Origin of the sequence: Microcystis sp. M20BS1 (assembly GCF_020245305.1) — a bacterium.
Taxonomy (GTDB): domain Bacteria; phylum Cyanobacteriota; class Cyanobacteriia; order Cyanobacteriales; family Microcystaceae; genus Microcystis; species Microcystis ichthyoblabe_A.
In genome coordinates this window covers 1-23,127 of record NZ_JADBUZ010000107.1, presented here as the reverse complement: position 1 = coordinate 23,127, position 23,127 = coordinate 1, and the positions used below count along the sequence as shown (strand labels likewise).

The 23,127-nt window shown below is 42.7% G+C and carries 28 protein-coding genes and 1 pseudogene; 20 read left to right on the top strand and 9 right to left on the bottom strand.

The genetic code is table 11. The annotated features are described in order from the left end of the window. A pseudogene (locus tag IM507_RS11255) lies at positions 1–398 on the top strand (hypothetical protein); the annotation flags it as partial. Positions 399–686: 288 nt separating this feature from the next. Next, a complete protein-coding gene (locus tag IM507_RS11250; protein ID WP_002733084.1) occupies positions 687–974 on the top strand; it encodes a YggT family protein in 288 nt (95 codons plus the stop codon). Here IM507_RS11250 and IM507_RS11245 read toward each other — a convergent pair. Beyond that, positions 971–1,411, bottom strand: coding sequence for a hypothetical protein (locus IM507_RS11245; protein WP_002753281.1), 441 nt, complete (start codon positions 1,409–1,411; stop codon positions 971–973). The two genes, IM507_RS11250 and IM507_RS11245, sit on opposite strands and share 4 nt — an antisense overlap. Positions 1,412–1,497: 86 nt before the next feature. Here IM507_RS11245 and IM507_RS11240 point away from each other — a divergent pair, with 86 nt between their 5' ends. The 7 genes from IM507_RS11240 (at position 1,498) to IM507_RS11210 (ending at position 6,397) form a co-directional block, all read left to right on the top strand. Next, positions 1,498–2,091, top strand: a complete 594-nt coding sequence (locus tag IM507_RS11240) for a hypothetical protein (RefSeq protein WP_069475109.1) — start codon at positions 1,498–1,500, stop codon at positions 2,089–2,091. Between the two features lie 63 nt (positions 2,092–2,154). Then, positions 2,155–2,415, top strand: coding sequence for a glutaredoxin 3 (gene grxC / locus IM507_RS11235; protein WP_002791228.1), 261 nt, complete (start codon positions 2,155–2,157; stop codon positions 2,413–2,415). A 15-nt stretch (positions 2,416–2,430) separates the two neighbouring features. Beyond that, entirely contained in the window at positions 2,431–3,411 is a 981-nt protein-coding gene (gshB, locus tag IM507_RS11230) for a glutathione synthase (RefSeq protein WP_002777314.1), read from the top strand. A 164-nt stretch (positions 3,412–3,575) separates the two neighbouring features. Next, positions 3,576–3,887, top strand: coding sequence for a DUF2499 domain-containing protein (locus IM507_RS11225; protein ID WP_002734463.1), 312 nt, complete (start codon positions 3,576–3,578; stop codon positions 3,885–3,887). Continuing rightward, complete coding sequence (locus IM507_RS11220; protein WP_016516825.1) at positions 3,880–4,197, top strand: DUF3593 domain-containing protein; 318 nt, start codon at positions 3,880–3,882, stop codon at positions 4,195–4,197. Before IM507_RS11225 ends, IM507_RS11220 begins: the two co-directional genes overlap by 8 nt. 165 nt (positions 4,198–4,362) lie before the next feature. Beyond that, entirely contained in the window at positions 4,363–5,382 is a 1,020-nt protein-coding gene (locus tag IM507_RS11215; protein ID WP_287637024.1) for a glycosyltransferase, read from the top strand. 139 nt (positions 5,383–5,521) lie between these two features. Further along, complete coding sequence (locus tag IM507_RS11210) at positions 5,522–6,397, top strand: Tab2/Atab2 family RNA-binding protein (RefSeq protein ID WP_104395954.1); 876 nt, start codon at positions 5,522–5,524, stop codon at positions 6,395–6,397. Positions 6,398–6,441: 44 nt separating this feature from the next. Here IM507_RS11210 and IM507_RS11205 read toward each other — a convergent pair whose 3' ends face one another. Then, entirely contained in the window at positions 6,442–7,935 is a 1,494-nt protein-coding gene (locus tag IM507_RS11205) for a carotenoid oxygenase family protein (RefSeq protein ID WP_287637021.1), read from the bottom strand. Positions 7,936–8,049: 114 nt separating this feature from the next. Beyond that, positions 8,050–10,221 (bottom strand): glutamine synthetase III family protein, encoded by a 2,172-nt coding sequence (locus IM507_RS11200; protein ID WP_287637020.1) that lies wholly within the window; start codon positions 10,219–10,221, stop codon positions 8,050–8,052. 392 nt (positions 10,222–10,613) lie between these two features. Between IM507_RS11200 and IM507_RS11195 the strand changes: the two genes are divergently transcribed. The 6 genes from IM507_RS11195 (at position 10,614) to IM507_RS11170 (ending at position 12,987) form a co-directional block, all read left to right on the top strand. Next, on the top strand, positions 10,614–11,333 hold the full coding sequence (locus tag IM507_RS11195; protein ID WP_287637019.1) for a PEP-CTERM sorting domain-containing protein: 720 nt from the start codon (positions 10,614–10,616) through the stop codon (positions 11,331–11,333). Between the two features lie 187 nt (positions 11,334–11,520). Next, entirely contained in the window at positions 11,521–11,733 is a 213-nt protein-coding gene (locus IM507_RS11190) for a type II toxin-antitoxin system HicB family antitoxin (protein WP_002734412.1), read from the top strand. Next, a complete protein-coding gene (locus IM507_RS11185; RefSeq protein ID WP_002733933.1) occupies positions 11,730–11,954 on the top strand; it encodes a type II toxin-antitoxin system HicA family toxin in 225 nt (74 codons plus the stop codon). Before IM507_RS11190 ends, IM507_RS11185 begins: the two co-directional genes overlap by 4 nt. A gap of 77 nt (positions 11,955–12,031) precedes the next feature. Further along, the gene (locus IM507_RS11180; protein ID WP_287637017.1) at positions 12,032–12,304 is read left to right on the top strand and encodes a type II toxin-antitoxin system RelB/DinJ family antitoxin; all 273 of its coding nucleotides are present in this window, start codon (positions 12,032–12,034) and stop codon (positions 12,302–12,304) included. A 216-nt stretch (positions 12,305–12,520) separates the two neighbouring features. Beyond that, the gene (locus IM507_RS11175; RefSeq protein WP_002753457.1) at positions 12,521–12,766 is read left to right on the top strand and encodes a type II toxin-antitoxin system HicB family antitoxin; all 246 of its coding nucleotides are present in this window, start codon (positions 12,521–12,523) and stop codon (positions 12,764–12,766) included. After that, positions 12,766–12,987, top strand: a complete 222-nt coding sequence (locus tag IM507_RS11170) for a type II toxin-antitoxin system HicA family toxin (protein WP_002732388.1) — start codon at positions 12,766–12,768, stop codon at positions 12,985–12,987. Before IM507_RS11175 ends, IM507_RS11170 begins: the two co-directional genes overlap by 1 nt. A 96-nt stretch (positions 12,988–13,083) precedes the next feature. Here the strand turns inward: IM507_RS11170 and IM507_RS11165 are convergent, their stop codons facing one another. Next, positions 13,084–14,520, bottom strand: coding sequence for a folate/biopterin family MFS transporter (locus IM507_RS11165; protein ID WP_287637016.1), 1,437 nt, complete (start codon positions 14,518–14,520; stop codon positions 13,084–13,086). 314 nt (positions 14,521–14,834) lie between these two features. Here IM507_RS11165 and IM507_RS11160 point away from each other — a divergent pair, with 314 nt between their 5' ends. Then, entirely contained in the window at positions 14,835–15,422 is a 588-nt protein-coding gene (locus IM507_RS11160) for a class I SAM-dependent methyltransferase (RefSeq protein WP_287637015.1), read from the top strand. Positions 15,423–15,934: 512 nt separating this feature from the next. Here IM507_RS11160 and IM507_RS11155 read toward each other — a convergent pair. The 4 genes from IM507_RS11155 to crtE all read right to left on the bottom strand — a co-directional run bounded on the left by IM507_RS11155 (position 15,935) and on the right by crtE (position 19,146). Further along, positions 15,935–16,576, bottom strand: coding sequence for a DUF3226 domain-containing protein (locus tag IM507_RS11155; RefSeq protein WP_287637014.1), 642 nt, complete (start codon positions 16,574–16,576; stop codon positions 15,935–15,937). A gap of 2 nt (positions 16,577–16,578) precedes the next feature. After that, complete coding sequence (locus tag IM507_RS11150; protein WP_002732558.1) at positions 16,579–17,682, bottom strand: AAA family ATPase; 1,104 nt, start codon at positions 17,680–17,682, stop codon at positions 16,579–16,581. Positions 17,683–17,746: 64 nt separating this feature from the next. Continuing rightward, a complete protein-coding gene (locus tag IM507_RS11145; RefSeq protein WP_002748827.1) occupies positions 17,747–18,199 on the bottom strand; it encodes a divergent PAP2 family protein in 453 nt (150 codons plus the stop codon). A 17-nt stretch (positions 18,200–18,216) separates the two neighbouring features. Next, the gene (crtE, locus tag IM507_RS11140) at positions 18,217–19,146 is read right to left on the bottom strand and encodes a geranylgeranyl diphosphate synthase CrtE (RefSeq protein ID WP_002734754.1); all 930 of its coding nucleotides are present in this window, start codon (positions 19,144–19,146) and stop codon (positions 18,217–18,219) included. 401 nt (positions 19,147–19,547) lie between these two features. On the opposite strand from crtE, the gene IM507_RS11135 reads away from it, so the two are divergent. The 3 genes from IM507_RS11135 (at position 19,548) to IM507_RS11125 (ending at position 21,975) form a co-directional block, all read left to right on the top strand. Continuing rightward, the gene (locus IM507_RS11135; protein WP_287637012.1) at positions 19,548–20,945 is read left to right on the top strand and encodes a serine/threonine protein kinase; all 1,398 of its coding nucleotides are present in this window, start codon (positions 19,548–19,550) and stop codon (positions 20,943–20,945) included. 225 nt (positions 20,946–21,170) lie between these two features. Continuing rightward, complete coding sequence (gene def, locus IM507_RS11130) at positions 21,171–21,746, top strand: peptide deformylase (protein ID WP_002733872.1); 576 nt, start codon at positions 21,171–21,173, stop codon at positions 21,744–21,746. A 31-nt stretch (positions 21,747–21,777) separates the two neighbouring features. Then, the gene (locus tag IM507_RS11125; protein ID WP_002753472.1) at positions 21,778–21,975 is read left to right on the top strand and encodes a hypothetical protein; all 198 of its coding nucleotides are present in this window, start codon (positions 21,778–21,780) and stop codon (positions 21,973–21,975) included. Positions 21,976–22,056: 81 nt separating this feature from the next. Here IM507_RS11125 and IM507_RS11120 read toward each other — a convergent pair whose 3' ends face one another. Continuing rightward, positions 22,057–22,413 carry a transposase gene (locus IM507_RS11120; protein ID WP_002733920.1) on the bottom strand — a complete coding sequence of 119 codons (357 nt, stop codon included), beginning with the start codon at positions 22,411–22,413 and terminating at the stop codon, positions 22,057–22,059. 269 nt (positions 22,414–22,682) lie between these two features. Here IM507_RS11120 and IM507_RS11115 point away from each other — a divergent pair, with 269 nt between their 5' ends. Beyond that, on the top strand, positions 22,683–23,006 hold the full coding sequence (locus IM507_RS11115; RefSeq protein ID WP_242028814.1) for a hypothetical protein: 324 nt from the start codon (positions 22,683–22,685) through the stop codon (positions 23,004–23,006). Positions 23,007–23,127 lie beyond the last annotated feature (121 nt).

The window sequence follows — 23,127 nt, the reverse complement described above, 5'->3', positions numbered from 1 at the left end:
GCAAAGAAGTCAGCGATGAAACCCGACAGATAGATTTATTTTTTTCCCCCAATCCCGAACCCAACCCCGATTATCTGGGATTATTAGGCAGAATTGTCCTTAATACTGTCTTAATTGAACCCTATCGCAATCCTCCCAATCCTAGCGAGATTCGTAATTGTTTAGCGAAACTTTTGACGATTTTAGCCGAACTGCAAAGACAAGCTAAACGGGAAAATCAGAGTTACAATGAAGACAATGCCCCTCGTTTGTGGATTTTATCCCCTTCCGCTCGTATCACTGTTTTAGAAGGATTTGGAGCAAAGTTAAGGTCAGATTAACCAGAAGGAGTCTATTTTCTTCCCTCGCTTTATCGCACGGCAATTATCGCTATTAATCAATTGCCTATCACTCCTGAGAGGTAGTGATTCGGTAAATACTCGGGAGCATCTCACTTATGCAGAGAATACAAAGGTTATGGAAAAACTACTTGAATAATCGGAGTCTCCCCAAAAGGAAAACTGCGTACCTCACTATTAAGATAACTACTGTATTCAGTTTTCTTACCCGGTGTCCGTCAACCAGGAGGAATGCCGATAGCTGGTTAAAACCACTAAGATAGGACGGCGAGAGTAACTAAAGACGATTTTTTTGGTAAGATCAAAGCTAAACTAACCATCACGCCTTACTTGAGGAAAGATTTATTTATGAGCGATATAGGGTTTATTTTGACGATAATCAACAATTTCCTACAAATTTACTCGGTAATCCTAATTGTTAGGGTTTTACTGACTTGGTTCCAAAATGCCGGTTGGGCCTATCAGATTATGTCTTTTCTCAGTCCGATTACCGATCCCTATTTAAATCTCTTTCGCTCGATTATCCCACCCCTAGGCGGGATGGACTTGTCCCCGATCCTCGCTTTCCTGCTGCTCAACGTTGTTCAGAGTGTCGTAGCCACAGGGGCCAGCAGTCTGGTCAGCAGCGGTTTCTAAATCCGCGGATCCACACTACTGGTAAAACCGGAAGCTTTGAATTTTTCCAGTCGCAAGGGGGTTGGTTGATTGGTAGAAACAGAAATTCTGATCTCGAAATCACTAATCCCCGGCGGCACTTCGGGAATTGCCCCGACTCGGCTACGATTTTGTAAAGCCGGTTCCCCGTTAGCATCGTAAATCCGACCAAAAACATCGGCATCATAGACGGTTTTTCCAGAATTATTTTTAGCTTTGCCAGTGATTAAAAAACAATTAGCCGGAAAACTGGTTCCCCCACTGGTGACACTCCCCTCGGCTAATTCGGGGGGACAGTCTTTGTAAGATACATCTAATAGTTGAATTGGGGTCAAAGCTTGAGCAGTAGGGATGATAAGCAAGCTAGACAGCCAGAAAAGAACAGAAAGGAGCAAAACGGTGAGCGAGCGTGGTGTCATAGATGAGTGATTTTACGGTATGATTTCCCCAATACTTAGATTATCGTGGATCGTCACCCTTTGAAATCAGCTTTTTTAGGACTCTCATGGATCGAGATGAGATTGAAACCACTCTCAAAGCGGCTTTTCTCCAGTGTGAGGCTTTATTCTGTCCTCTCAATCAACAACAAAAAGAAATTTTGTTAGAGGTGTTTTTTGAGCGAAATTCCCTCGCTGATGGCAATCCCCTAGATGAATTAACATCTATGCAAAGGGAGATTTTACTGGAATTTATCCTCAAACAAGAACGGGAAAATTTAGCTTGGAAAAGTTCCCTCCTCAATGATTGGCTTAATGATCGCCCTTCCGGTGCGGTACAATTTATCCGCGATCAGTATGGCTTGGCTTGGTTGAGTATCATAAAACCGATTCATTGGCAAGAATATTTACAAAAATTAAGGTTAACCAGAGAAAAATTACAGGTGGGAGATGCGATCGAGGTGTCTAATGGATTATGGGAATGGATTCCCGCAGACGCTGCCGATAGTTGCGACTGGTTTCCCTGTGAGGTAATAGAAGTAAATGAAAGTGAGGATGACTCCCCCCCTGTTAGTTGCCGTATTCGCTTTCAAAACGGTGAAGAATGGGAAATACAAGGAATATATCGGTGGAATCGCCCTAATTGGCGTTTTCTGACCTGAAGGAAGATCACTGCTCGGTTATCGGCTAAAATTTAAGATATGTAAAGAAGGGAGATAAATTTTATGGCCGCTAATGTTGAGATCTATACTTGGAGTTCCTGTCCTTTCTGTATCCGCGCTAAAGCATTACTCAAGAAAAAAGGGGTGGAGTTTACCGAATATTGTATCGATGGTGATGAAGAAGCGCGAGCCAAAATGTCCGATCGAGCCAATGGCCGTACAAGTGTACCACAAATTTTTATAAACGATCAACACATCGGGGGCTGCGATGACATCTATGCTTTAGATAGAAGTGGTGGTTTAGCTCCCCTGTTGCAGAATTAAGGATAAAAACTATTAATGAAACTAGCCTTTATTATCGATCCGATCGAGTATCTAGATCCGGGCCATGATACCAGTGTAGCTATCATGGAAGCGTCCCAATTATTAGGACATGAAGTCTGGATGACTTCCATCACGGCTCTCAGTGCAATTGCGGGAAAAGCTTGGGCAAAACTGACTAAAATTGAACTGGTTCCTGTGGAGTTAAAAGATAATCATTGGGTGGCTGCATCTCAGTGGTATCAAAGACAAGAGACAGTTTTTACCTGCCTAGAAAACTTCGATTTTGTCTGGATGCGAAAAGACCCACCCGTGACGATTGCCTATCTTTATGCCACCTATTTATTAGACTTGATTGACCCCCAAAAAACCCAAGTAATTAACTCAACTAGGGGTTTACGCCATGCCAATGAAAAGTTATATACTATTCACTTTGCTCAGGTAATGCCTGCCACAATTGTTTCCCAAGATAAAGCGACGATTAGGGAATTTGTCAACCAAAAAGGGGCGGCAGTTATGAAACCTTTAGGTGGCAAAGCAGGGGAGGGAATTTTATTTCTTAGTCCCGAAGATCGCAATCTCAATTCAATGATTGAAATTAGCACAAAATGGGGACAAGAACCAGTAATGATTCAAGATTATTTACCAGCTGCCAAAGAAGGAGATAAACGCATTATTGTCCTCAATGGTGAACCCATCGGGGCAGTTAATCGCATTCCCACCGGTTCAGAATTTCGCGGTAATATGGCCGTGGGTGGACGAGTAGCAAAAACAGAAATCAGCGATCGAGAATTAGAAATCTGTGCCACTTTAGCCCCAAAATTACGAGAAGATGGCCTATATTTTGTCGGATTAGATGTGATTGGTGGCTATCTGACGGAAGTTAATGTCACCAGTCCCACCGGCATTCGCGAGATCGATCGATTAAACAATGTTAGCTTAGGTCAACAGGTAATTAAATGGCTAGAAAATTTTGCTTGTGCCAAGGCTCTGTCTTGACACACAATATTTAAGGCTCTTTATTAAAATATCCTTCAGGTAGAACCTGAATAAAGGGTTCCCAGGTAGAACCTAGGAACGAGATAAGAACTCAAATCTGATAACTGATAACTGATAACTTACCCACTGATAACTGATAACTGATAACTGATGACTGTAAAAAAATGAATGCTTTATCAATACCGACGTGGATAGTTCATGTATCGAGTGTCGTAGAATGGATAGCGGCAATCTGGTTAGTCTGGACCTATGGCGACATCAGTAGCGATCGATCGTGGCGAATGTTATCTTGGGGAATGTTACCCGCTTTAATTGGGGCAATGTGTGCCTGTACATGGCATTTTTTTGATAATATCAGTGCCTTATCCTGGTTAGTCACCCTACAGGCAGCCATGACTGTCTTAGGAAATTTTACCCTCTGTGCTGCCGGTTGGTGGCTGTGGCGTTCCAGTAAAATCAGCGTTAACAATGAATAAAGACAGTTTATTTGCCATTTCCCTGTTTCCCTATCTGGGGTTTCTTTGGTTTGTCACTCGTTCAGGAAAAATGCCCCGTTTAGCCTTAATTGGCTTTTATGTGCTGTTAATCTTCGTTTTTATCACCATTCCTGCTGGTATCTACGCCAAAATCCACTACGGTAAAGAATTAGCTAACGTCGATTGGTTACACGGCAGCGCCGAACTTTTCCTCACCCTCTCCAATATTCTCGTCGTCTTAGGTTTTCGTCAGGCAATTTTAGCCAAAAAGCAAACAGGGAGCAGTGAACAGGGAACAGGGAGTGGATAATGGGAAGTGGGAAGTGGGGGGTATTTTCAGGGAACAGTGGACAGTGAACAGTAAACAGTAATCAGTGAACTGACAACTCACATCTGATGACTGATAACTGATAACTGATAACTGATAACTGAATTGTGATACAATCGCCCCAGAACGTCCCCACGTCAGTCAACTATGTCCCCGATTACACCGTCCATCAGTGTCAACGAACCAAACTCGCAGGCTGCCATCCAGACTTTATCGGTAGTGGTTCCCATTTATAACGAAGTGGACAGTATTCCCCATCTCGTCGAGAGTATAGCCACGATTTTGCGTTCTTATCGAATTAACTACGAGATTATCTGTGTTGACGACGGTTCTAAGGACGGTTCCACCGAGGTTTTAACTAATTTAGCCAAAAATCGCGATGATCTCAAGGCGGTAATATTGCGACGCAACTACGGACAAACCCCGGCTATGGCTGCCGGATTTAATTATGCCACGGGACAGATAATCGTTACCCTCGACGGCGATTTACAGAACGATCCCAATGATATACCCCTATTATTGGCCAAATTAGAGGAAGGTTATGACCTCGTGAGTGGCTGGCGCAAAAATCGCCAAGATGACCAGGTAAAACGGCTTTTACCCTCAAAAATAGCTAATTGGCTAATAGCAAAGGTTACAGGGGTCAAATTACACGACTACGGTTGTTCTTTGAAAGCCTATCGAGCCGAATTAATCGCCGATATGAATCTCTACGGGGAATTACATCGCTTTTTACCCGCGTTAGCTTTTATTGAAGGGGCAAAAATAACCGAAATTCCCGTTAATCACCACGCTAGACGGTTCGGACAGAGTAAATATGGTTTAGGTCGCACAATTCGCGTGATTATGGACTTATTTACTGTCTTTTTTATGAAAAAGTTCCTCACCCGTCCGATGCACATTTTTGGACTCTACGGACTGTTATCGATGGTGGTGGGGATTATTTTAGGCACTTATCTGACTATTCTCAAACTCGGTTTCGGACAAGACATCGGCGATCGACCTTTGTTAATCCTGGCTGTGTTATTCTTTTTAACTGGGGTACAATTACTCTGTTTTGGTCTTTTGGCAGAAATTTTGATGCGAACTTACCATGAATCCCAAAAACGTCCTATCTACCGCGTTCGTACTGTTGTCGGGGATAGGGAATTTTTCAGTGAGCAGTGAGCAGTAAACAGTAATCAGTAAACAGTAATCAGTGAAAAGACATCTCGGAACTTACCACTTAATATTGTTCACTGAAAACTCAAATCTGATAACTGAATCACTGATAACTGATAACTGATAACTGATAACTGAAAAAAATATGACTATTTGGGAACTTGATTTTTATTCGCGGCCGGTGGTGGATGAAAATAATAAAAAAAGATGGGAATTATTAATCTGTGAAACTCCGGCAACAATCGATCGCTCCTCCGATACACTATTTAAATATGCCAGTTATTGTCCTAATACGATGGTTAATTCCCAATGGTTAGGAGAGGCAATTACTGCAGCTATCAAGGCAGCGGGAGTAACTCCCAAAAAAATTCGCTTTTTCCGTCGTCAGATGAATAACATGATTAGCAAAGCTTGCGAGGATATCGGTATTCCCGCTTCCCCTAGTCGTCGCACTCATGCTTTAACGAGATGGATAGAAGAAAGAATGGTTAATTTCTACCCCCAAGAAGTTGGTTATGATCAAAATTTAACTAAAACCGCTTCCGTGAATTATCCTCCTTTAAATGCTGTTCCCCTTCCCGATGCTGTCCGGGGAGATAAGGCAGATAAATGGGCTTTTGTCACGCTAGAATTGTCTTCTTTTAATGATTTAAAAGACTGGGATATTAGCTTCGGAGAAAATTTGCCCATACTAGGGATGGGATTAGATGAGAATCTAAAAATCCCCGGTTTAGTTATTCTTTCCCCCCGTGCTTTGCCCCTAGCTGGTTGGATGTCAGGGTTAGAAATGGCCTATTTAAAGTTAGAAACCAGTTCCCGTCCCGTGCTACGTTTAGAAACGGGTGCTAGTGATAGTTGGATTCTCGTCAATGTCACTAATGCCGAGACTTTAAAGGAAGCCAAAAACTTTGAAGAAGCTAAACAAAAAGCGAATAATCTGCATTTTTTAGCCGTTCAATCTAACCCTGAATCGGAATCCTTCGCCGGTTTTTGGCTGCTACAAGAAGGCTCTCAAGAGTAGAGTTTAGTCAAGGTGGGTTTTCAATCCACCCCCACAGAATTAACTTAAAAACATTGTCTAGTCCAGCTACCGTGTAACCCGTAGGGAATATGGTGTTTAAGATGGATAACTGCTAGGGAATTAGTAATATCTTTAGCATCTAAGATTACCATATTCGATCGATGATTGGCCGCATCGTAGGTGACTACCAATAACCAACCATCATCCTCAGCAATTCCATCGGGTTTAGGCACAAAAATTGGTTCACCCGCAAATCCCCGGGGAGCAAAAGAATGTAATTGTTTTTCTCCCGTTAATAAGTCCAGTTTTAAGATTGCTTGCAAAGGAGCATTACCAGTGGCATGATGAGCGGCAGCGATGTATAAATAACGGTAATCTCGACCAACTTTTGCAGGATTAATACTGGGAAATTCACAACAATGCTCTAGAATACATTCTCTTGTAACCGTATTTTCTGATAAATTTAGTGTAAATCGCCACAGATGTCCTGGAGCTAAACTATCAAAATCTACCGATTGAAAATTGCTATTTGAATCCAGTTGTGGTAAGGATTGATAACAAATAGAATCAATATAAATTTTCTCCCCCCCTTCGACGTAGCTCGGGGCAAGTTGTTCAAAAGCATTGCTATGATGGAAAACAAAACCTGATGGAGTTTCTAAAACTTTCACTTCTCCTTTGTTAGGATCCCGGGGGATAATAATAATCTTAGTTAACTTGTCCGGTTGATTGATAACGCATTCTCCCGCACCTTTTAACCCAAAAAGAAAGGGAAAAGGATTATAACCAACCGGGTTTTGGAAAAAGATAGCGTAGTGGGGAGTAATAACAAAATCGTGGATAAAACAAAAGCCCGGTACACTGTGGGTATGACGACGTAATAACTTACCCGTGGGACTAATTTCGTAGAGAGTAATGGCACTCGACAAACCCGTTTTGATGGCAAAATTTACCAGACAAGGTTGATGATTATCGAAGATACAAGCGGGATCAATGCGAGGATGAGCGGCAAAAGAATCGCCTTTTTCCAAGATACCATCGAGATAGTCTAAACCAATAGTATCAAGGGTTTTAGCATCGAGGCGATGGGGTTCGGCCGCTTCCCAAAGTGCCAGTAATTTATTACCCCAGTAGATAACATTAGTATTAGCAATATTTTTCAGACGCAAATCAAAAGCATTGCCGAAAATTCCCCCCGGTTTTTTCGTGCCGAAAACACCGCGATAAAGGGGTTTTCCCGCTTTCTGTTCCTGGAGATAACCCTCAGTTTTCACAAAACGATTACGATAATGTACGCGGCCATGGTTGAAGCTAATCGCGCTGATCATACCATCCCCATCAAAGGGATGAGCGATCGCAGTACCAGCGATATCGAGTAAACCGGGGCCGTTTTTAAAGACTGTACCCTGTAAATCGGGGGGAATTTGCCCCTCAACGTCTTCTACCTCGTAATCGTACTCGTTAGGTTGGGATTGATAGCCTTTTTGCCAATCCTGACGATTATAGGATTTTTCGCCAATTGTCGGAGTTAATACCATGGTAGTTTTAAGTTTATATTTACTTTTCTTAACATAACTTAAAACTACCAGAGATAAAAAGAAGGGGGTGGCTAATCATTTTTTCAGCCTATTTACCCCCTCCTTGCCGTCGTGTTATTTAACAAACAACATTTCCTGATAGGTAGGTAGCGGCCAGAAATTGTCGGCCACTTCCCCCTCCAGCGTGTCAGCATATTCGCGCACCTTATCCATCAAGGGACGGATTGTTTGAGCGGAATACTGCATATGTTCCTCGATCGAGTCAAAATCGTGTTTAGCAATGGCCTCACTCAGTTTACCAACGCTATCCATCATTAACTTAATCAGATTCGAGACGGTTTGGGCGTTTTCCTTATTGATCTCGATGCCGATCGCCGCAGCATTAGCGATCGCTGAAGACAATTCCGACAAGTAGCGAACAGCAGCGGGATAAATAATCGTTTTAGCCATACTTACCACCAGTTTCGCCTCCACTTCGATGGCCAGCAAATACTGTTCCGCATAGACATCGAAACGACTTTCCAGTTCAACGGGGGTAAACACACCCATGCGGGTAAACAGTTCTTCAATATAATCAGCTTTCAGCACGGGTAAAGCATCGGCAGTGGTGCGGAGATTCGCTAAACCGCGCTCTTCTACCGCCATTTTGTGCCATTCTGGGGAATATCCGTTACCTCCGAAGATCACATTTCTGTGTTTGTCCATGATCTCCTTGAGAACACCCTCGGCGGCAGTATTGAGGTCTTCCCCGGCTTTCATCCGGCTTTCTAAGTTATCCGCCACCCAAGTCAGGGAATCGGCTAGAATCGTGTTCATCGCCACCAGCGGCCCAGAAACTGACTGATTAGAACCCACGGCGCGGAATTCAAAGCGATTGCCCGTAAAAGCAAAAGGAGAGGTACGATTGCGATCGCCAGGATCCTTGGGGAATACTGGCAGGGTATCGACACCGAGATCCATCAACCCCGGGGCATCAGAACCCTCAATTCGGCCTTGGCTAATTTGGTCGAATACCTTTTCTAACTGGCTGCCCAAATATACGGAAATAATGGCGGGAGGAGCTTCATTTGCCCCCAAACGGTGATCATTGCTGGCAGTAGCCACCACTGCGCGTAAAAGCGCCCCGTACTTGTGAACGCCACGAATAACCGCCCCACAGAATAACAAAAACTGCATATTAGCGTGGGGAGTATCGCCCGGATCCAACAGATTACCCTGGGTGGCGTTGCCGACGGACCAGTTAACGTGTTTTCCCGAACCATTAATTCCTGCAAAGGGTTTTTCATGCAGTAGGCAAACAAAACCGTGTTTTTTAGCCGTACTTTTCAGCAAAGTCATAATTAACTGCTGATGGTCACTGGCCACGTTAGCGGCCTCGAAAAAGGGGGCAATCTCGAACTGTCCGGGGGCGACTTCATTATGGCGGGTTTTGGCCGGAATGCCGAGGCGATACATTCTTTCCTCTACTTCCTGCATAAACACCTGAACCCGTTCGGGAATCGCGCCAAAATAATGATCGTCGAACTGTTGACCCTTGGCGGCGGGTTTACCAAATAGGGTGCGACCGGTGAGCAGTAAATCGGGGCGACTATGGGCAAAATGAGCATCGACTAGAAAATATTCCTGTTCAGCGCCGCAGCTGGAGTTAACGGGGGCGACCTCCGTATGTCCTAAGAGCTTCAGCACCCTGGTGGCGGCTTTACTCATCGATGAAATCGAGCGTAAAAGCGGCGTTTTTTTGTCGAGGGCCTCTCCTGTCCAAGAGATGAAAACCGTGGGGATACACAGGGTGACACCATTATCCGTCTCCATGACGTAGGCCGGACTGGTGACATCCCAAGCGGTGTAACCCCGCGCTTCAAAGGTGGAGCGAAGTCCGCCGTTAGGAAAGGAGGATCCGTCCGGTTCCCCCTGTACTAAGACTTTGCCCGTAAATTCTGTGATCACCGAGCCGTCGCTCTGCACGGAGATAAAACCATCGTGTTTTTCGGCGGTGGCGTTGGTCATCGGATAGAAGACGTGAGCATAGTACAGCGCCCCTTTGGACGTGGCCCAATCCTTCATCGCAGCCGCCACCGCACTGGCGATGGAAACGTCTAATTTTCCCCCGGTTAAAATCGTGTTTTTGACCGATTTGAATACATCTTTGGGAAGACTGGCCTGCATTTTGCTCAGGGTAAAGACATCGGTTGCCCAGAGGGCCTCTAAACGTTGAGGAAGTTTGCTAGGTAGGGGTTTACGATCCGTTACTTGAGAGATAGCTTGAACACGGGTTCCATAACTCATAAGTATTTTTCCTATTGTGTTGTGTCGTGGATAAGGGGTTACTTTACTTAGGCGATGACAAGTTTCCTACTGATTTTGATGTTGAATTCCGGTCAGAGGCTATTCTCCGCTTAATAATTTTGATCCCACGGCACAAGCTTCTCTGCGGTTTTTATCTGCTTGCGCCGGCCTCTTTCCCGATCAATTAGCAACACCAGCCTTCATCTTAAGAACAGATGATCGAGAGATTTGTATCAAACATTACAAATATCCCAAACCCGATCTTCCACCAGCGATCGCACTGAGAAAACGGGTTTCTTTGAGAAACCCGTTTTCTGGACTTAAAAAAGCGATATTTGACAAAAATCGGGGGGGGGGGGTAAAATGCTGGTGGAATTTGCCCAAAATTGCCCATGAATTTTACAACTAACTTCAAATCTCTCTCTCTGGCTGGTGTTGTCTTCGCTGGCACAGTTAGCGCGATCGCTGGAATGACTATCCTCCCCGTCCAAGCACTGCCGATCATCTACAATCCGACTCCAACCTTAACGCTTAATGCAGGCACTGCTACTCCCACGATTGGAGCCTTAGTCAACACTGCCAACGGCAATGGGTTGACTGGACCTGGAAACGCTTTGCAGCAACAGCACGTCGGAGGTACCGATTTGTCTAATTTCTGGGGAGTACGTTTAGAAATCGGGACGACTCCTGCTGATGTCAATCTTGATTTTGATTTTGGCAGTTCTGTGTTCTTAGATACCTTGGCTTTGTGGAATTACAACGCTTTTAATACCACAGCTACTGATCGCGGAATCAAGGATTTCACACTAATTCTCTCCAATAACTCCGACTTTAGCAGTCCAGTTTATGTATCAGGAAACCTAACACTTCCCGAAGGTACTTCGAACAACATACCTGCCACACTTTTTTCCTTTCCTTTAATTCAAGCCCAATATGCTAGAATTGATGTAGCAAACAATTGGTTCGTTGGTTGGACAGCACCAGGGCCTATTGGTCTCTCTGAAGTTCGCTTTGCCCAGACTGTTACTGTTCCTGAATCAAGTTCTGGCTTAGGTTTGCTGGCTTTAGGCTTACTGGGGGCGGGAGCGGCATTTAGGCGCCATTGGAACTGAGAAAACGGGTTTCTTTGAGAAGAAAAGGGGTTTCTTTGAGAAACCCCTTTTCTGAACTTTTGGCAGATCGCCTTAATTATGGAATTAGTTGGATTACAATTAGTTTAAGTGCCATTGGAACTGAGAAAACGGGTTTCTTTGAGAAACCCGTTTTCTGGAACAATCAATTCAAAGCAAGGACAAACCCATGAAATATCGCGTCTTAATTGAGCAAGATGAAGATGGCATTTATGTGGCTGAAGTTCCCTCCCTACCCGGCTGTATTTCTCAAGGCAATACCCGGGAAGAGTTACTCGCCAACATTCAGGAAGCAATTGCTTTATATCTAGAAAGCCTAGAAGCGCACAATGAACCGATTCCACCACCAATTTCTGAGGAACTGGTAGAGGTTAAATTATGAGTGAACTCCCTCCTATCGCTGGTCGCCAAGTCGTTAAAGCACTGGGCAAGATTGGCTACGAATTAGATCGGCAGCGAGGAAGTCATATCATACTCAGACAAAAAGCCTATCCCTATCGACGCATCACCATCCCTGACCATCGAGAAGTCGCTAAGGGAACGCTGAGATCTATCATTCGTCAAGCGGGATTGACAGTGGCAGAGTTTAAAACTCTCCTTTAGCTTAATTTGCCAGAGTCGAAACAACCGCTCATAAATCGCCAATTCAAAAATATACTATTAAACAATGTAAACGCTATATGAGTCAATCTGCTACTGCAATCAATACTAAACTAATTGATTCCCTTGCTCAAATTATCCTTTCTTTAACTGACGAAGAACAACAGCTTCTCCTACAAAAAATTCAGCATCCAGCCTTATCTGATGTCGATTTTCATCAAGGTTTTCCCTTTGATGTTCAAATTCCTAATACAGAAACGCTCGCCGCCATTGAAGAAGTAGAAAAACATCCTGAGCGTCTTAAGCGTTATACTAGCGTTGGGCAGATGTTCGAGGATTGGAACAGTTATTAAGACAACCCAAGTGTGGATGCCTGCCTTGATGCGTAGTGTCGAAGAAATTAAACTTGAATGGAGTTAAATATGGATTTTGTAGTCGCTCAGCTAGAAAACGGGTTTCTTTGATAAACCCGTTTTCTGGAGAAACAGGGCAAAATTATCGCCAAGTTCAAAACAACTGATAATCACATCGACAATCTTCGAGACAATCACCGAGCTTTATTCCTGTCAATGATGCTAACAAAATATCTAAAACAAGCAATGGAACTGGCAACTTATGAAGTTCTAGAAGACGGTACTTTTTATGGAGAAATTCCAGGATTTGAGGGAGTATATGCTAATGAAACAACCCTCGAAGCTACTAAGGAACAGTTACAGGAAGTTTTGGAAGGCTGGGTTATTTTAGGACTACGCTTACAGCATCAGTTACCGATTGTTGACGGTATCAATCTAACCCCTCAACAAAAAATCGCCTGATGCCACCTTTTGCCCCCATCAAAAGGAAAGAGTTAATTCGCCAGTTGAGAAAGCTGGGATTTTCTGGTCCTCTGGTAGGAGGAAATCATCAATATATGGTGCAGGGAAAGTTAAAAATCTGGATTCCTAATCCACACCAAGGAGATATCAGTAAAAGCTTGCTGGCTAAAATTTTACAACAAGCAAATATTAGTAGAGAAGAATGGGAAAAATTACGTTAAACAATTCTGTCTTGGAAAAGTTAAAAACTGTTCTCAATTGAGCAAGATGAAGATGGCAGAAAAGGGGTTTCTTTGAGAAACCCCTTTTCTGGACTGTCAATCTCTTGTCTCGATTAATTCGGGGACAAGTTCGGGAATAAAACCGGGTTCAGCTAAAGAACCAGTAACATGATGTTCAAAGACTTCTGCAGGGGGAAAAGTTTTCTTGACTTCCTGAGATTGCGGATCCGTAGAAGGTAGCCATTTAATTAGGGGTAAAGGTAGGAGAGTAGAGAGATTAGTAACCACTACCAATAACCAAAGGTTATCAAAATTAGTTTCGGTGACTCCCAACCAATGGGTTAATAAAGCGCCGATTTCTTGGGAAACTAATCCTGACATATTCCAGATAGACATTAATAAAGCGAATAGAGATGCTTCAATGCCCACGGGACAAAGACGGGCCGATAAAATTAAGACGGGTAAAAAGGCAATTTGTCCCATGACGGTGAGGATGAGACTATCCCCCAAACTAAACCAATGATCGTCAATACCGAGCGCTCGATTAGTATGGGTAACTAAGATTAGGGTAGTCATCCCTAAAAGCGCAGAAATCACCGTACTCCAACCCAAAATTAAACGAAAGGAAATCGCTTTTAAAAACCGTTGATATACCCAGATGCCCAGGATCGAGGCTAAACTGGTGACTAAGCGCACTCGTCCTAAAAATTCCGGTTCAAATCCTAACTCGTTGGTGGTGAAGTAGAAAAAGGCAGAATCGGCGCTAGGGGTAGCCTGCCAGAGAAAAATAAAGGCAGTGGGTAATAAAATTGATTTTTGTCTAATTGCTGACCATAATTGCCCGATTTGCTCCTTGACTTTGGGCGTTGATTGTGAATCATTGTTATTCTTGATTTTTTCCTCTGTAATTAAAAACGCCATGGCTGAGGCAATCAGGGGAAAAATAGCCGTAAGAGCGAAGACAGGACGAGTGCCGAGGTGTGCCAGTAACCAACCTCCCAGATAAGCCGTAATTAAGCCGCCTAGGGCCGATATTCCCCAAGTTAAGGACTGTAGAGAGCCGGATTGAGTGAAGGACTCTCTGCGGGCCCTTTCTACTACCAAAGAATCGACGATGACATCACTAATGGTGACAGAAAGGGAACCAAGCAGGATCGCCGCCGCCGCTTGCCAAGCATTCTCCACCACAGTGGCTAGGGCCAACCAAGCTAAAACCCCGAGAATTCCCGATAAAATGAGGTAGGGCCGACGACGATAGCCGAAAATAGGCAAACCATCCGAAAGAAAGCCAAAAGCTGGTTTAATCACCCAAGGAATCGCCGCCACTCCGATTAATGCCCCCATCTGGGAGGGACTCAAGGCCAAATCGTCTTTTAAAAAGAAGCTAACCGCTAATCGGGAGAGTCCGAGAATGCCCTGGACGAAATAAACCCCTAAAATGCCAATTAATTCGGGATTAGGGTCATTTCCGAACAAGATACTCTCTTTAAGGAATTTTTTCCCGCGATCGATGCCAAGGCGATTAATAAGCATGAAGTTTCATAAATATTTGTTACTGTCTCTATAATAATGATTGATCGCTCGATCGGTGCGTTAGCTGTTAGGGTTTGGCTGTTGAGCTTTAGGTTCTGGCGGTTGGGTATTGGGTTTTAGGGTTTTAGTTGAATTTCCCTGCTCTCCACTTCTCTATTCCCAATCGGCATAACAGACTCATTGTCGTGTTATTGGGAAAGTTTTTTGCGATCGCTCTATTAATATACGGAAAGATTTTTTTTAATGTGTATTTGATGTGATACAGGGAAACTTTCCGTATAATCCTCAGTTAGGTTTACCAACAAAGGCGAGAGATGAAAAAAGTTCTAAACGTAGGTGGCAACAGCAAGGCGATTCCGCTTCCGCCCCAATATTCAGAATTTGAACACTTGCTGCTCGATATTGACCCGAAAGGTTCACCAGATATTGTGTGCGATGCGCGTAATCTTACCACCCTTGAAAGTGGTCAGTTTGACGCTGTTTACTGCTCACATAACCTTGAACACTACTACCGACACGATGTACAGAGAGTCCTAGCTGGGTTCCTACACGTACTTAAGGACGGCGGTTTTGCACATATTCGGGTCCCGGACATCCAGGAACTGATGCGGATCACAATTGACAGGGGTTTAGATATTGATGATGTCCTGTATCAATCACCGGCAGGGCCAATTATGGTTCTAGATGTCCTTTACGGTTATAGCGTTGAAATCGAGCGCAGTAAAAAAGACTTTTTTGCCCATAAGACCGGTTTTACACATAAATCGTTGTTGAAAGCCTTGCAAAAGGCGGGCTTTTCAAAGATATATAGTGCCGCTCACAATCTTGAAGTGTCTGCTTTGGCATTCAAAGTGGCGCCAGACCATGATACACGATTACTTTTCAACCTCCCTCCTGACTAACAGCAATCGTTTTGTATGGCCTACCTAGGGTTTGCTAAATAATGGTAAAACCCTTTCCAAATAAGGCTTTTGACCTGTTAAAACCCGATTTTAGTGAAAGAAAATAGTGCGATCGCTATTGCCGTAGCCGTAGGATGCGTTCCCTAAGGTCAGTTCTACTACTGCACCGATCGATTTTGGGGAACGCACCCTACTCATTCATTAAAGTTGATAAGTCTAGGTGATCTAATATCCTCTGCCAGATTAGCACTTAATTGAGGATAGATCATCTACTTCTTACATTAGTATGATCGCTGCTCTGGTAGTGGTGGAGGGTTCATAAAAAAATGTGCTAATCGGCATAACAGACTTATTGTCGTGTTATTGGGAAAGTTTCTTGCGATCGCTCTATAATAGCGGGTCGAAAATACCTCAAGTCGCTTGTTTAAGCGAAACCCAACCACCCCAAAGGTTACTCTTGCTTGGGTTGACTACAATAGTTGCTGTCATTCCCATCTGGAGCCATAGTTCTCTCAAATCTCGTATAACTCCTGTAACCATCTCAAAAAATTTGCTGATTGGGGATGGGATTGATTAAGTATTTTTTGTTTTACGGCATCGTGAAGTTGTTTCCCCGGCGGATCTTGCCAAGCTAAATAGGTATGAATATTAGCCTTATCTAGATGATAATCTCTATAGGTTGCCCCTTGTTGTTTTGCCTCTATCACCTTGTTTTGTGTATATTGCCAAAGATTATTATCGGGAACTAAATGGGCTAAAAAAGTCTCTAACATTCCTCTAGATTGATTATCGGGCATCATCCACACACCGAATTTTATCCCCGATTCTAGAGTTATAATTAATCCCGCTGCTGGTAAATTTTGAGGTAAGTTAGGTATATTTGGTAAACAGGCATTATATAAACTTTTCCAACGATTATCAGGTTCTTCGTCTGCATCTATGACAATTCCTAAATGAGTTAGTCCGTTAGGAGTTTTTAGTTGTGCAGAGATGTATTTAGGTTTTAGTAAATTTTCAACACCATCACAATTTATGATATTCAGTGGCTCTTCCCCTCTATTCCAAGTAACTCCATTTGCTTCCATTAATTGGGGAATAACTCTCAATTCCTCTGCACCTTCCACTAATAACTTTTTTGTCTCTATTTTAGGCATTGTTACCGCACCTCAAGATTACTTGTAGCGGCAATAACAATTTCTTCTGGATCAAAGATTACAGATTGGCTTTTTTCCTTATCTATCCTTTGAATAGTAATCTCGTTATCGGTAATTTTTTCTTCGGTAATTAATTCGGCTAAACTTTGCCAACAATCCCGGCTGTGAGTGGTGGCGAATACCTGAATATTGAGTTTTTTAGCGGTTTCCCAGACTACTTTCCACATATCAGTCATGACAGTAAAATGCAAACCGCTATCAATTTCATCAACTAATAAAATTCCATTTTCAAGATTAACCATCGCTAAAACTAATCCTAACATTCGCCAAAATCCATCACCTAAACTGCCAACCGGAACTGGTTCTTCTACTCCTTTAAGTTTAACCATAAATCCCCCACGTCCTCCCGATGTACTACTAAATACTGGAGGTTGAAATTCTTCGGTAGTCGCAATTTTTTCTATTTTAGGTTCAATGATTTTTAAAGCTTCGATAACTAGGTTATCCGTAGAGTTAAGCAGACTTTGACTGAAAAAATATCTGTTTGTATTAACTGCTATAGATTGAGGAGGAATCCAAAATAATTCTAGTTTTTTAAAATCGTGAGACGGTTTGTTATCGGTTAAATTTATCTGTAAAATTTCTTCTTCAGGTGATAAAGAATAGACTTTTTGCTGATGCTCAAATTCAACCACTAAGCAAAAACTGCCTATGGATTGTAAATTATTTTTATTGACTTTAGAGAGTAATTCTTTAGATGTAGATTGAATACTTAAAATCACCCGATTGGCTGGTTTATCTGGTTCATAAATCACTATTTTTTGATGATCCTTTAGTAAGTATTTATAGAATAAATTTTTTATCTGATAAAATTGCTCTTTCGCACCGGGAAGATTAGCTGAATCTATATGAGAATACTCGCCCCGATGATTAAGAATTCTTTGTATTTCTCCTGTATTAAATTTAGAAACATAAATAAGAATCGCTTCTAAAATAGAAGTTTTACCGCTATTATTTTTACCTACTAAGAGATTAATTCGACCAAGATTGGCCATCTCAAAATTTTGAAAACCGCGAAAGCCTTCAATTTTTAGGGATTGTAACATAAGTAATTACCCCGGATTTTCCGTTATTAAATCTAGTTTATCTAAACCTCAGAAAACACCTCAATTAATGACAGAGCAGCACCATGGCGATACCGATACCCAAACTTAAACCGACCAGCACCTGAAAAGGAGTATGACCAATTAATTCCTTTAAACGTTCCTCGTTAAATTCCTTGCCCTCCTGGAACATTTCATCGATAATTTGATTGAGAATCCGGGCCTGTTTTCCTGCTGCCTGACGCACTCCGGCCGCATCATACATAACAATAACCGCAAAAAGCGCAGCGATTGCAAATTCGGCACTAGACCAACCCATCTGTAATCCTACCCCAGTAGCCAAGGCCCCCACCAGTGCCGAGTGAGCGCTAGGCATTCCCCCCGACGAGACTAGATAGCGCAGACTCACCTTACCATCGCGGATTAACTCAATCAGCGCTTTTAGTCCCTGGGCAGTGAAACAAGCTAAAAGAGAGACTAGCAGTATTTGATTGTGTAACACCTGCTCGAAGTCCTGCATAATCTCATTCGTTTAATTTAATTTTTACGATTAACAATATACTCGGCGATGGCCCGTAAAGGTTCAGCAGCCTCATCGTAGCTACTCAATTCACCAATGGCACTATCTATTAAATGTTGAGCTTGCTGTCGGGACCCTTCTATCCCCCAGAGACTGGGATAGGTGGCTTTTTGTGCCTGTAGATCCTTGCCGGCGGTTTTGCCCAATTCCTCCTTTGTCGCCGTGATATCGAGAACATCATCGATAATTTGGAAAGCCAAGCCAATATTTTGGGCATAACGGGCTAATTTAGCTATATCTTCCCCTTTTGCCCCCGCTAAAACCGCCCCCGACACCACAGAAGTCTCCAACAAGGCCCCCGTTTTCTGAGTATGGATAAAACCGAGAGTTTCTGCCGAAATATCCGGTTTTCCTTCGGATTCCAAGTCTAAAACCTGACCTCCCACCAAACCCGCTGCCCCGACAGTGCGACCTAAACGGGCAATTACCTCTAAAATCTGTAGGGGAGGTACATTAAGAGTCTGGGTAGCCACATACTCGAAAGCGTAGGCTAGGAGACCATCCCCGGCTAAAATAGCGATATCTTCGCCAAAAACCTTATGATTGGTTAATTTCCCGCGTCGGTAATCATCGTTATCCATGGCGGGTAAATCGTCATGAATTAATGACATAGTGTGAATCATTTCTAGGGCGCAAGCGGTGGGTAAAGCCATCTCTAGGGAACCCCCCATCAATTCACAGGTAGCCAGACATAAAATCGGCCGCAGACGTTTGCCACCAGCGAGGAGAGAATAGCGCATCGCCTCGTAGATTTTGGCGGGATTGCCGATAACCAAAGAGCTATCTAAAGCTGACTCGACAATCAACCGCTTTTCCTCCAGATAGGAAGCCAGAGAAAAGCTCTCGTTTTTCCTCACTTCTACTCCTCGTTCGCCCCTAGTAACCATGTCTTTTTGTCTTGAACCGACTGCTTTTAAAACTATATCAGGAAACTCCACCTCGATGGGAATTAAACTGATTGCTCCCTTGTCCCCTAAGCTGTTGACTGTCTAAATTACGCCTTCAGACTACATGGCAGCGCCGCAGTTGCTATTCTGAACATTTGTACTAAAATTCCCTAGACCGAGAGAGGTCAATTTTTTTTGATGCCTATTTTCTCTTTTACCTGAAAAAATACCTCCCCCAGTCCAGAGATTAGCGAAAAACGGGTGATACAATTGAATTTCGCCGCAGTTATCCTGGGAGATGCTGAAGTTTTGATGATTCGGTCAAACTTCCGTTTTCTTAGCTTGCAGTTGAGAAATTTCTCGATTAACCTATAATTAGGATTATCCTAGAAATATATTGTATGCTGCCAGGGCAAATTTTAGGCGATCGATACCAAATTCAAAATCAGTTAGGTAAACAAACTGGAAGACGCACTTTTCTCGCCCAAGATCTAAAAACGGGCGCTACTGTTGTCGTCAAATTATTAATCTTCAGTCCCGATTTTGAATGGACAGATTTAAAACTTTTTGAACGGGAGGCCGAAACTCTTAAACATCTAGATTGTCGCTCGATTCCCGAATATATCGACTATTTTGAAGTTCGCACCGATACCTATCAAGGTTTTGCCCTTGTTCAGAGTTATATCGAGGCTAAATCTCTCAAGGAACAGATAGAAAATGGCCGCAAATTTAGTGAATCAGACCTGCAAGAATTAGCTAAATCTATCCTAGGTATTTTAATTTATCTACATGGACTTAACCCGCCAATTATCCACCGGGATTTGAAACCTAGTAATATCTTATTAAAAGATCGATCGGGTCATAGTATCGGCAATGTTTATTTAATTGATTTTGGTTCTGTCCAGACTGTTGCCCAACAGGAACAGGCCACTTTAACTATCGTCGGAACCTACGGTTATATGCCCCCAGAACAATTCGGTGGTCGCACCGTTGCCGCTTCTGATTTATACAGTTTAGGAGCCACTTTAATCTATCTAGCTACAGGAATTCATCCCGCCGATTTACCCCAAAAAGATGGCAAAATTCAATTAAATAATTTAGCCAATTTAAGCCCTGCTTTTGTTCATTGGTTAGGACAGTTAATTGAACCTAGTCTCGAAAAAAGGTTTGTTTCAGCACAGACAGCCAATCAAGCTTTAAATACTCTCCACGAAATGCAATTAACTTCCTCGAACCTTGAAAAACCCGCTGGGAGTCGGGTACAGTTGCAAAAAAGTGAGGAGAAAATTAAAATATCTTTACCTCCCGAAGGTTTTACCCCTAAATTAATTTATCTTGGAACCTTTGCCATCGCTTGGAATGCTTTTTTATTAGTATGGACAGGAGGAGCCGTTTCTATTCCTCTGTGGATGAGTTGGTTTTTTCTGCTCTTTTCCTGGCCTTTTTGGTTTGTGGGTTTAGGAATGCTTTACCAGATTATTTATTGTCTCAAAGGGGAGGAAATTATAACTATTAATAGTCAAGAAATTGTTACCATTCAGCGAATTTGGGGTTTGACACTTCCAGGCAAAAAGAAAATGGCACGGGAATATATTAATAAACTGGTGAAAGCTGATAGTTATCATACCAAAGATGGTGATGGCGATCGAGTTTATGTGCCGATGGCTTTAACTATTTGGGCGGGGACTAAAGAATATACTATTAGCAGTAAGACAAAAGAATATCTGAGTCAACCTGAAATTGAATGGTTAGCAGCGGAATTAAGCCAATGGTTAGGAATACCAATTACTAATAAGTAGCCAGTTACAATCAGCTTTTTTCTCCCTTCTCCCCACTCCCCCACTGATTACTGATTACTGCTTACTGAAAAAGTTTCCCACTTCCCACCTCCTGATATAGACGAACTGTCTGTGATCAGTGTAAAATTTTATGAAGGGTCTGGGTTTTTTTCTCCCTTTTCCTGAGAAATGCCCCAGAGCCAGTGACTAAAATCAAAATTGTGCATCCCATCGATAATTAAGTTTATGAGCGCCACTATTACCGTAGAAAAACGCAAATTAGAAAAACCCCCTTTAGAACTGCATTATCTCGGCGATCGAGTCTTGCGTCAACCGGCCAAGCGGATTGCTAAGGTCGATGACAGCATTCGCCAATTAGCCAAAGAAATGCTGCAAACTATGTATAGTTCCAATGGTATCGGTTTAGCGGCTCCGCAAGTGGCAGTCAATAAACAATTGATTGTCATCGATTGTGAACACGATAAACCGGAAAATCCGCCCCTAATTCTGATTAATCCCCAAATTATCGGTTATAGTCGGGAATTGTGCAAAGCGGAAGAGGGTTGTTTGAGTATTCCCGATGTGTTTTTAGATGTCATCCGTCCCCAAGCGATCGAAGTGAGTTATAAAGATGAACAGGGGAAACCGCGAAAACTGCAAGCTAACGGTTTACTAGCGCGGGTAATTCAACACGAAATGGATCATCTTAATGGTGTCATGTTCGTGGACAGAGTAGATAACGATTTGGCACTCAATGAAGAATTAAAAAAACACGGTTTTTCCGTGCAAGCGGTGAAACCGGTCGAGAAAGTGACAAAATAAAGGCATTAGTTAATTTAGGTGAGGAGTGAAAATGACCCCGAAAAGCGGCGTTTTATTGTTATTATCCTGTGTTACAGCGATCGCTGGTGTGGGTTGTGTCTTTGAAATTAGTTCGGGAGAACCGGATTTAGGCAATACCACCACTGGCTTAATTCTAGCGGCAAGTGTACCATTAACAGCCCTATTTTTTTGGGCGGCGGTTAAAGACACGAGAGCCAATTACAAATAGAATAAATTCCCCTCGTTTATCTAAAAATTGGCATAATTTTCACGAGCAGAAGAGAGAATTTATTTCTCTCTTTTGTCTGTTTTAATTACAGGATAAATTGCCAGAAAAAGTTAAGTATCTCAGCAAAATTAAGAGGTACTTAGAATTGTGCTTACCCATAGCCGAGAGTTGGATATGTTCCGCTTCAAGCAACAAGTCTTCAGTCTCATAGTCGTTGTCAGCTTTATCTGCATAAACAACGCTACCGACTGGTAAATCGAAGGAAAATACTCTCAAACCTCTAACATCAGCAAATAAACCGGTCGAGAGAAAAAATTCCACAGGCTCTCCTGTTTCTGTAACCATCAGATGAATTTTAATGCCATAGAAATATCGCTTCTTACTGGCTTGATAACCTCGATAAGCCTCGTCACCACCATAGATTTTTGACCTTGGCACGCCAATTGATAATTTTTACTAATATATTGCTGACAACCCTTTGCTGGTAAGGACTCTAGCTACAATGATTGATTTTTATCAAGGTGAAGAATTGTAATTTATTTTCTCAGAAAAAATCAATTACTGAAAATAGTTGTCAATAGTAGTTCCTACAATGACAGTTTTTCGTCAAAACATCTTGGGGAATGTAAAAATATATAAAAATATATGAAGATGTGCGGAATATCGGCTAGAATCATCAGTGCAACTTAGTTTTTTTGCTAGGGATTATGGGTGATTTCAAGCATCAAGTTGACCAAGGGATAAAACAGGTAAATCAGTTGGCTGATCAAGCAATTGACAGTATTAAGGACAATGTGCAGCAGATCAGCGAACATCCTACCAAACTGGTGGATATGGGCGCAGGCATGGCAGGTGGCATGGCTGGTGCCACAGCCGGAGAGGTAATTGGAGGTACTGTTGGGGCAGTATTAGGCCCAGTAGGCGTGATCGCTGGTGCCCAGGTAGGCGGACTGGTTGGGGATGTATTGGCAGGATATGAAGCCAGTCATCTTTCCCATCAGATGCTGCATCCAGGGACTTCCAGAGAATAAAATACCCAACAAAAAAATAGAAAAGTGTTTTTTTGAAAAAGTAATTATTTTTGTCTAGGAAAACAAAGAGTCTCCCATTACAACCTATTTTTCCGAAAAAAAAATAGCAGCATAAACTTTT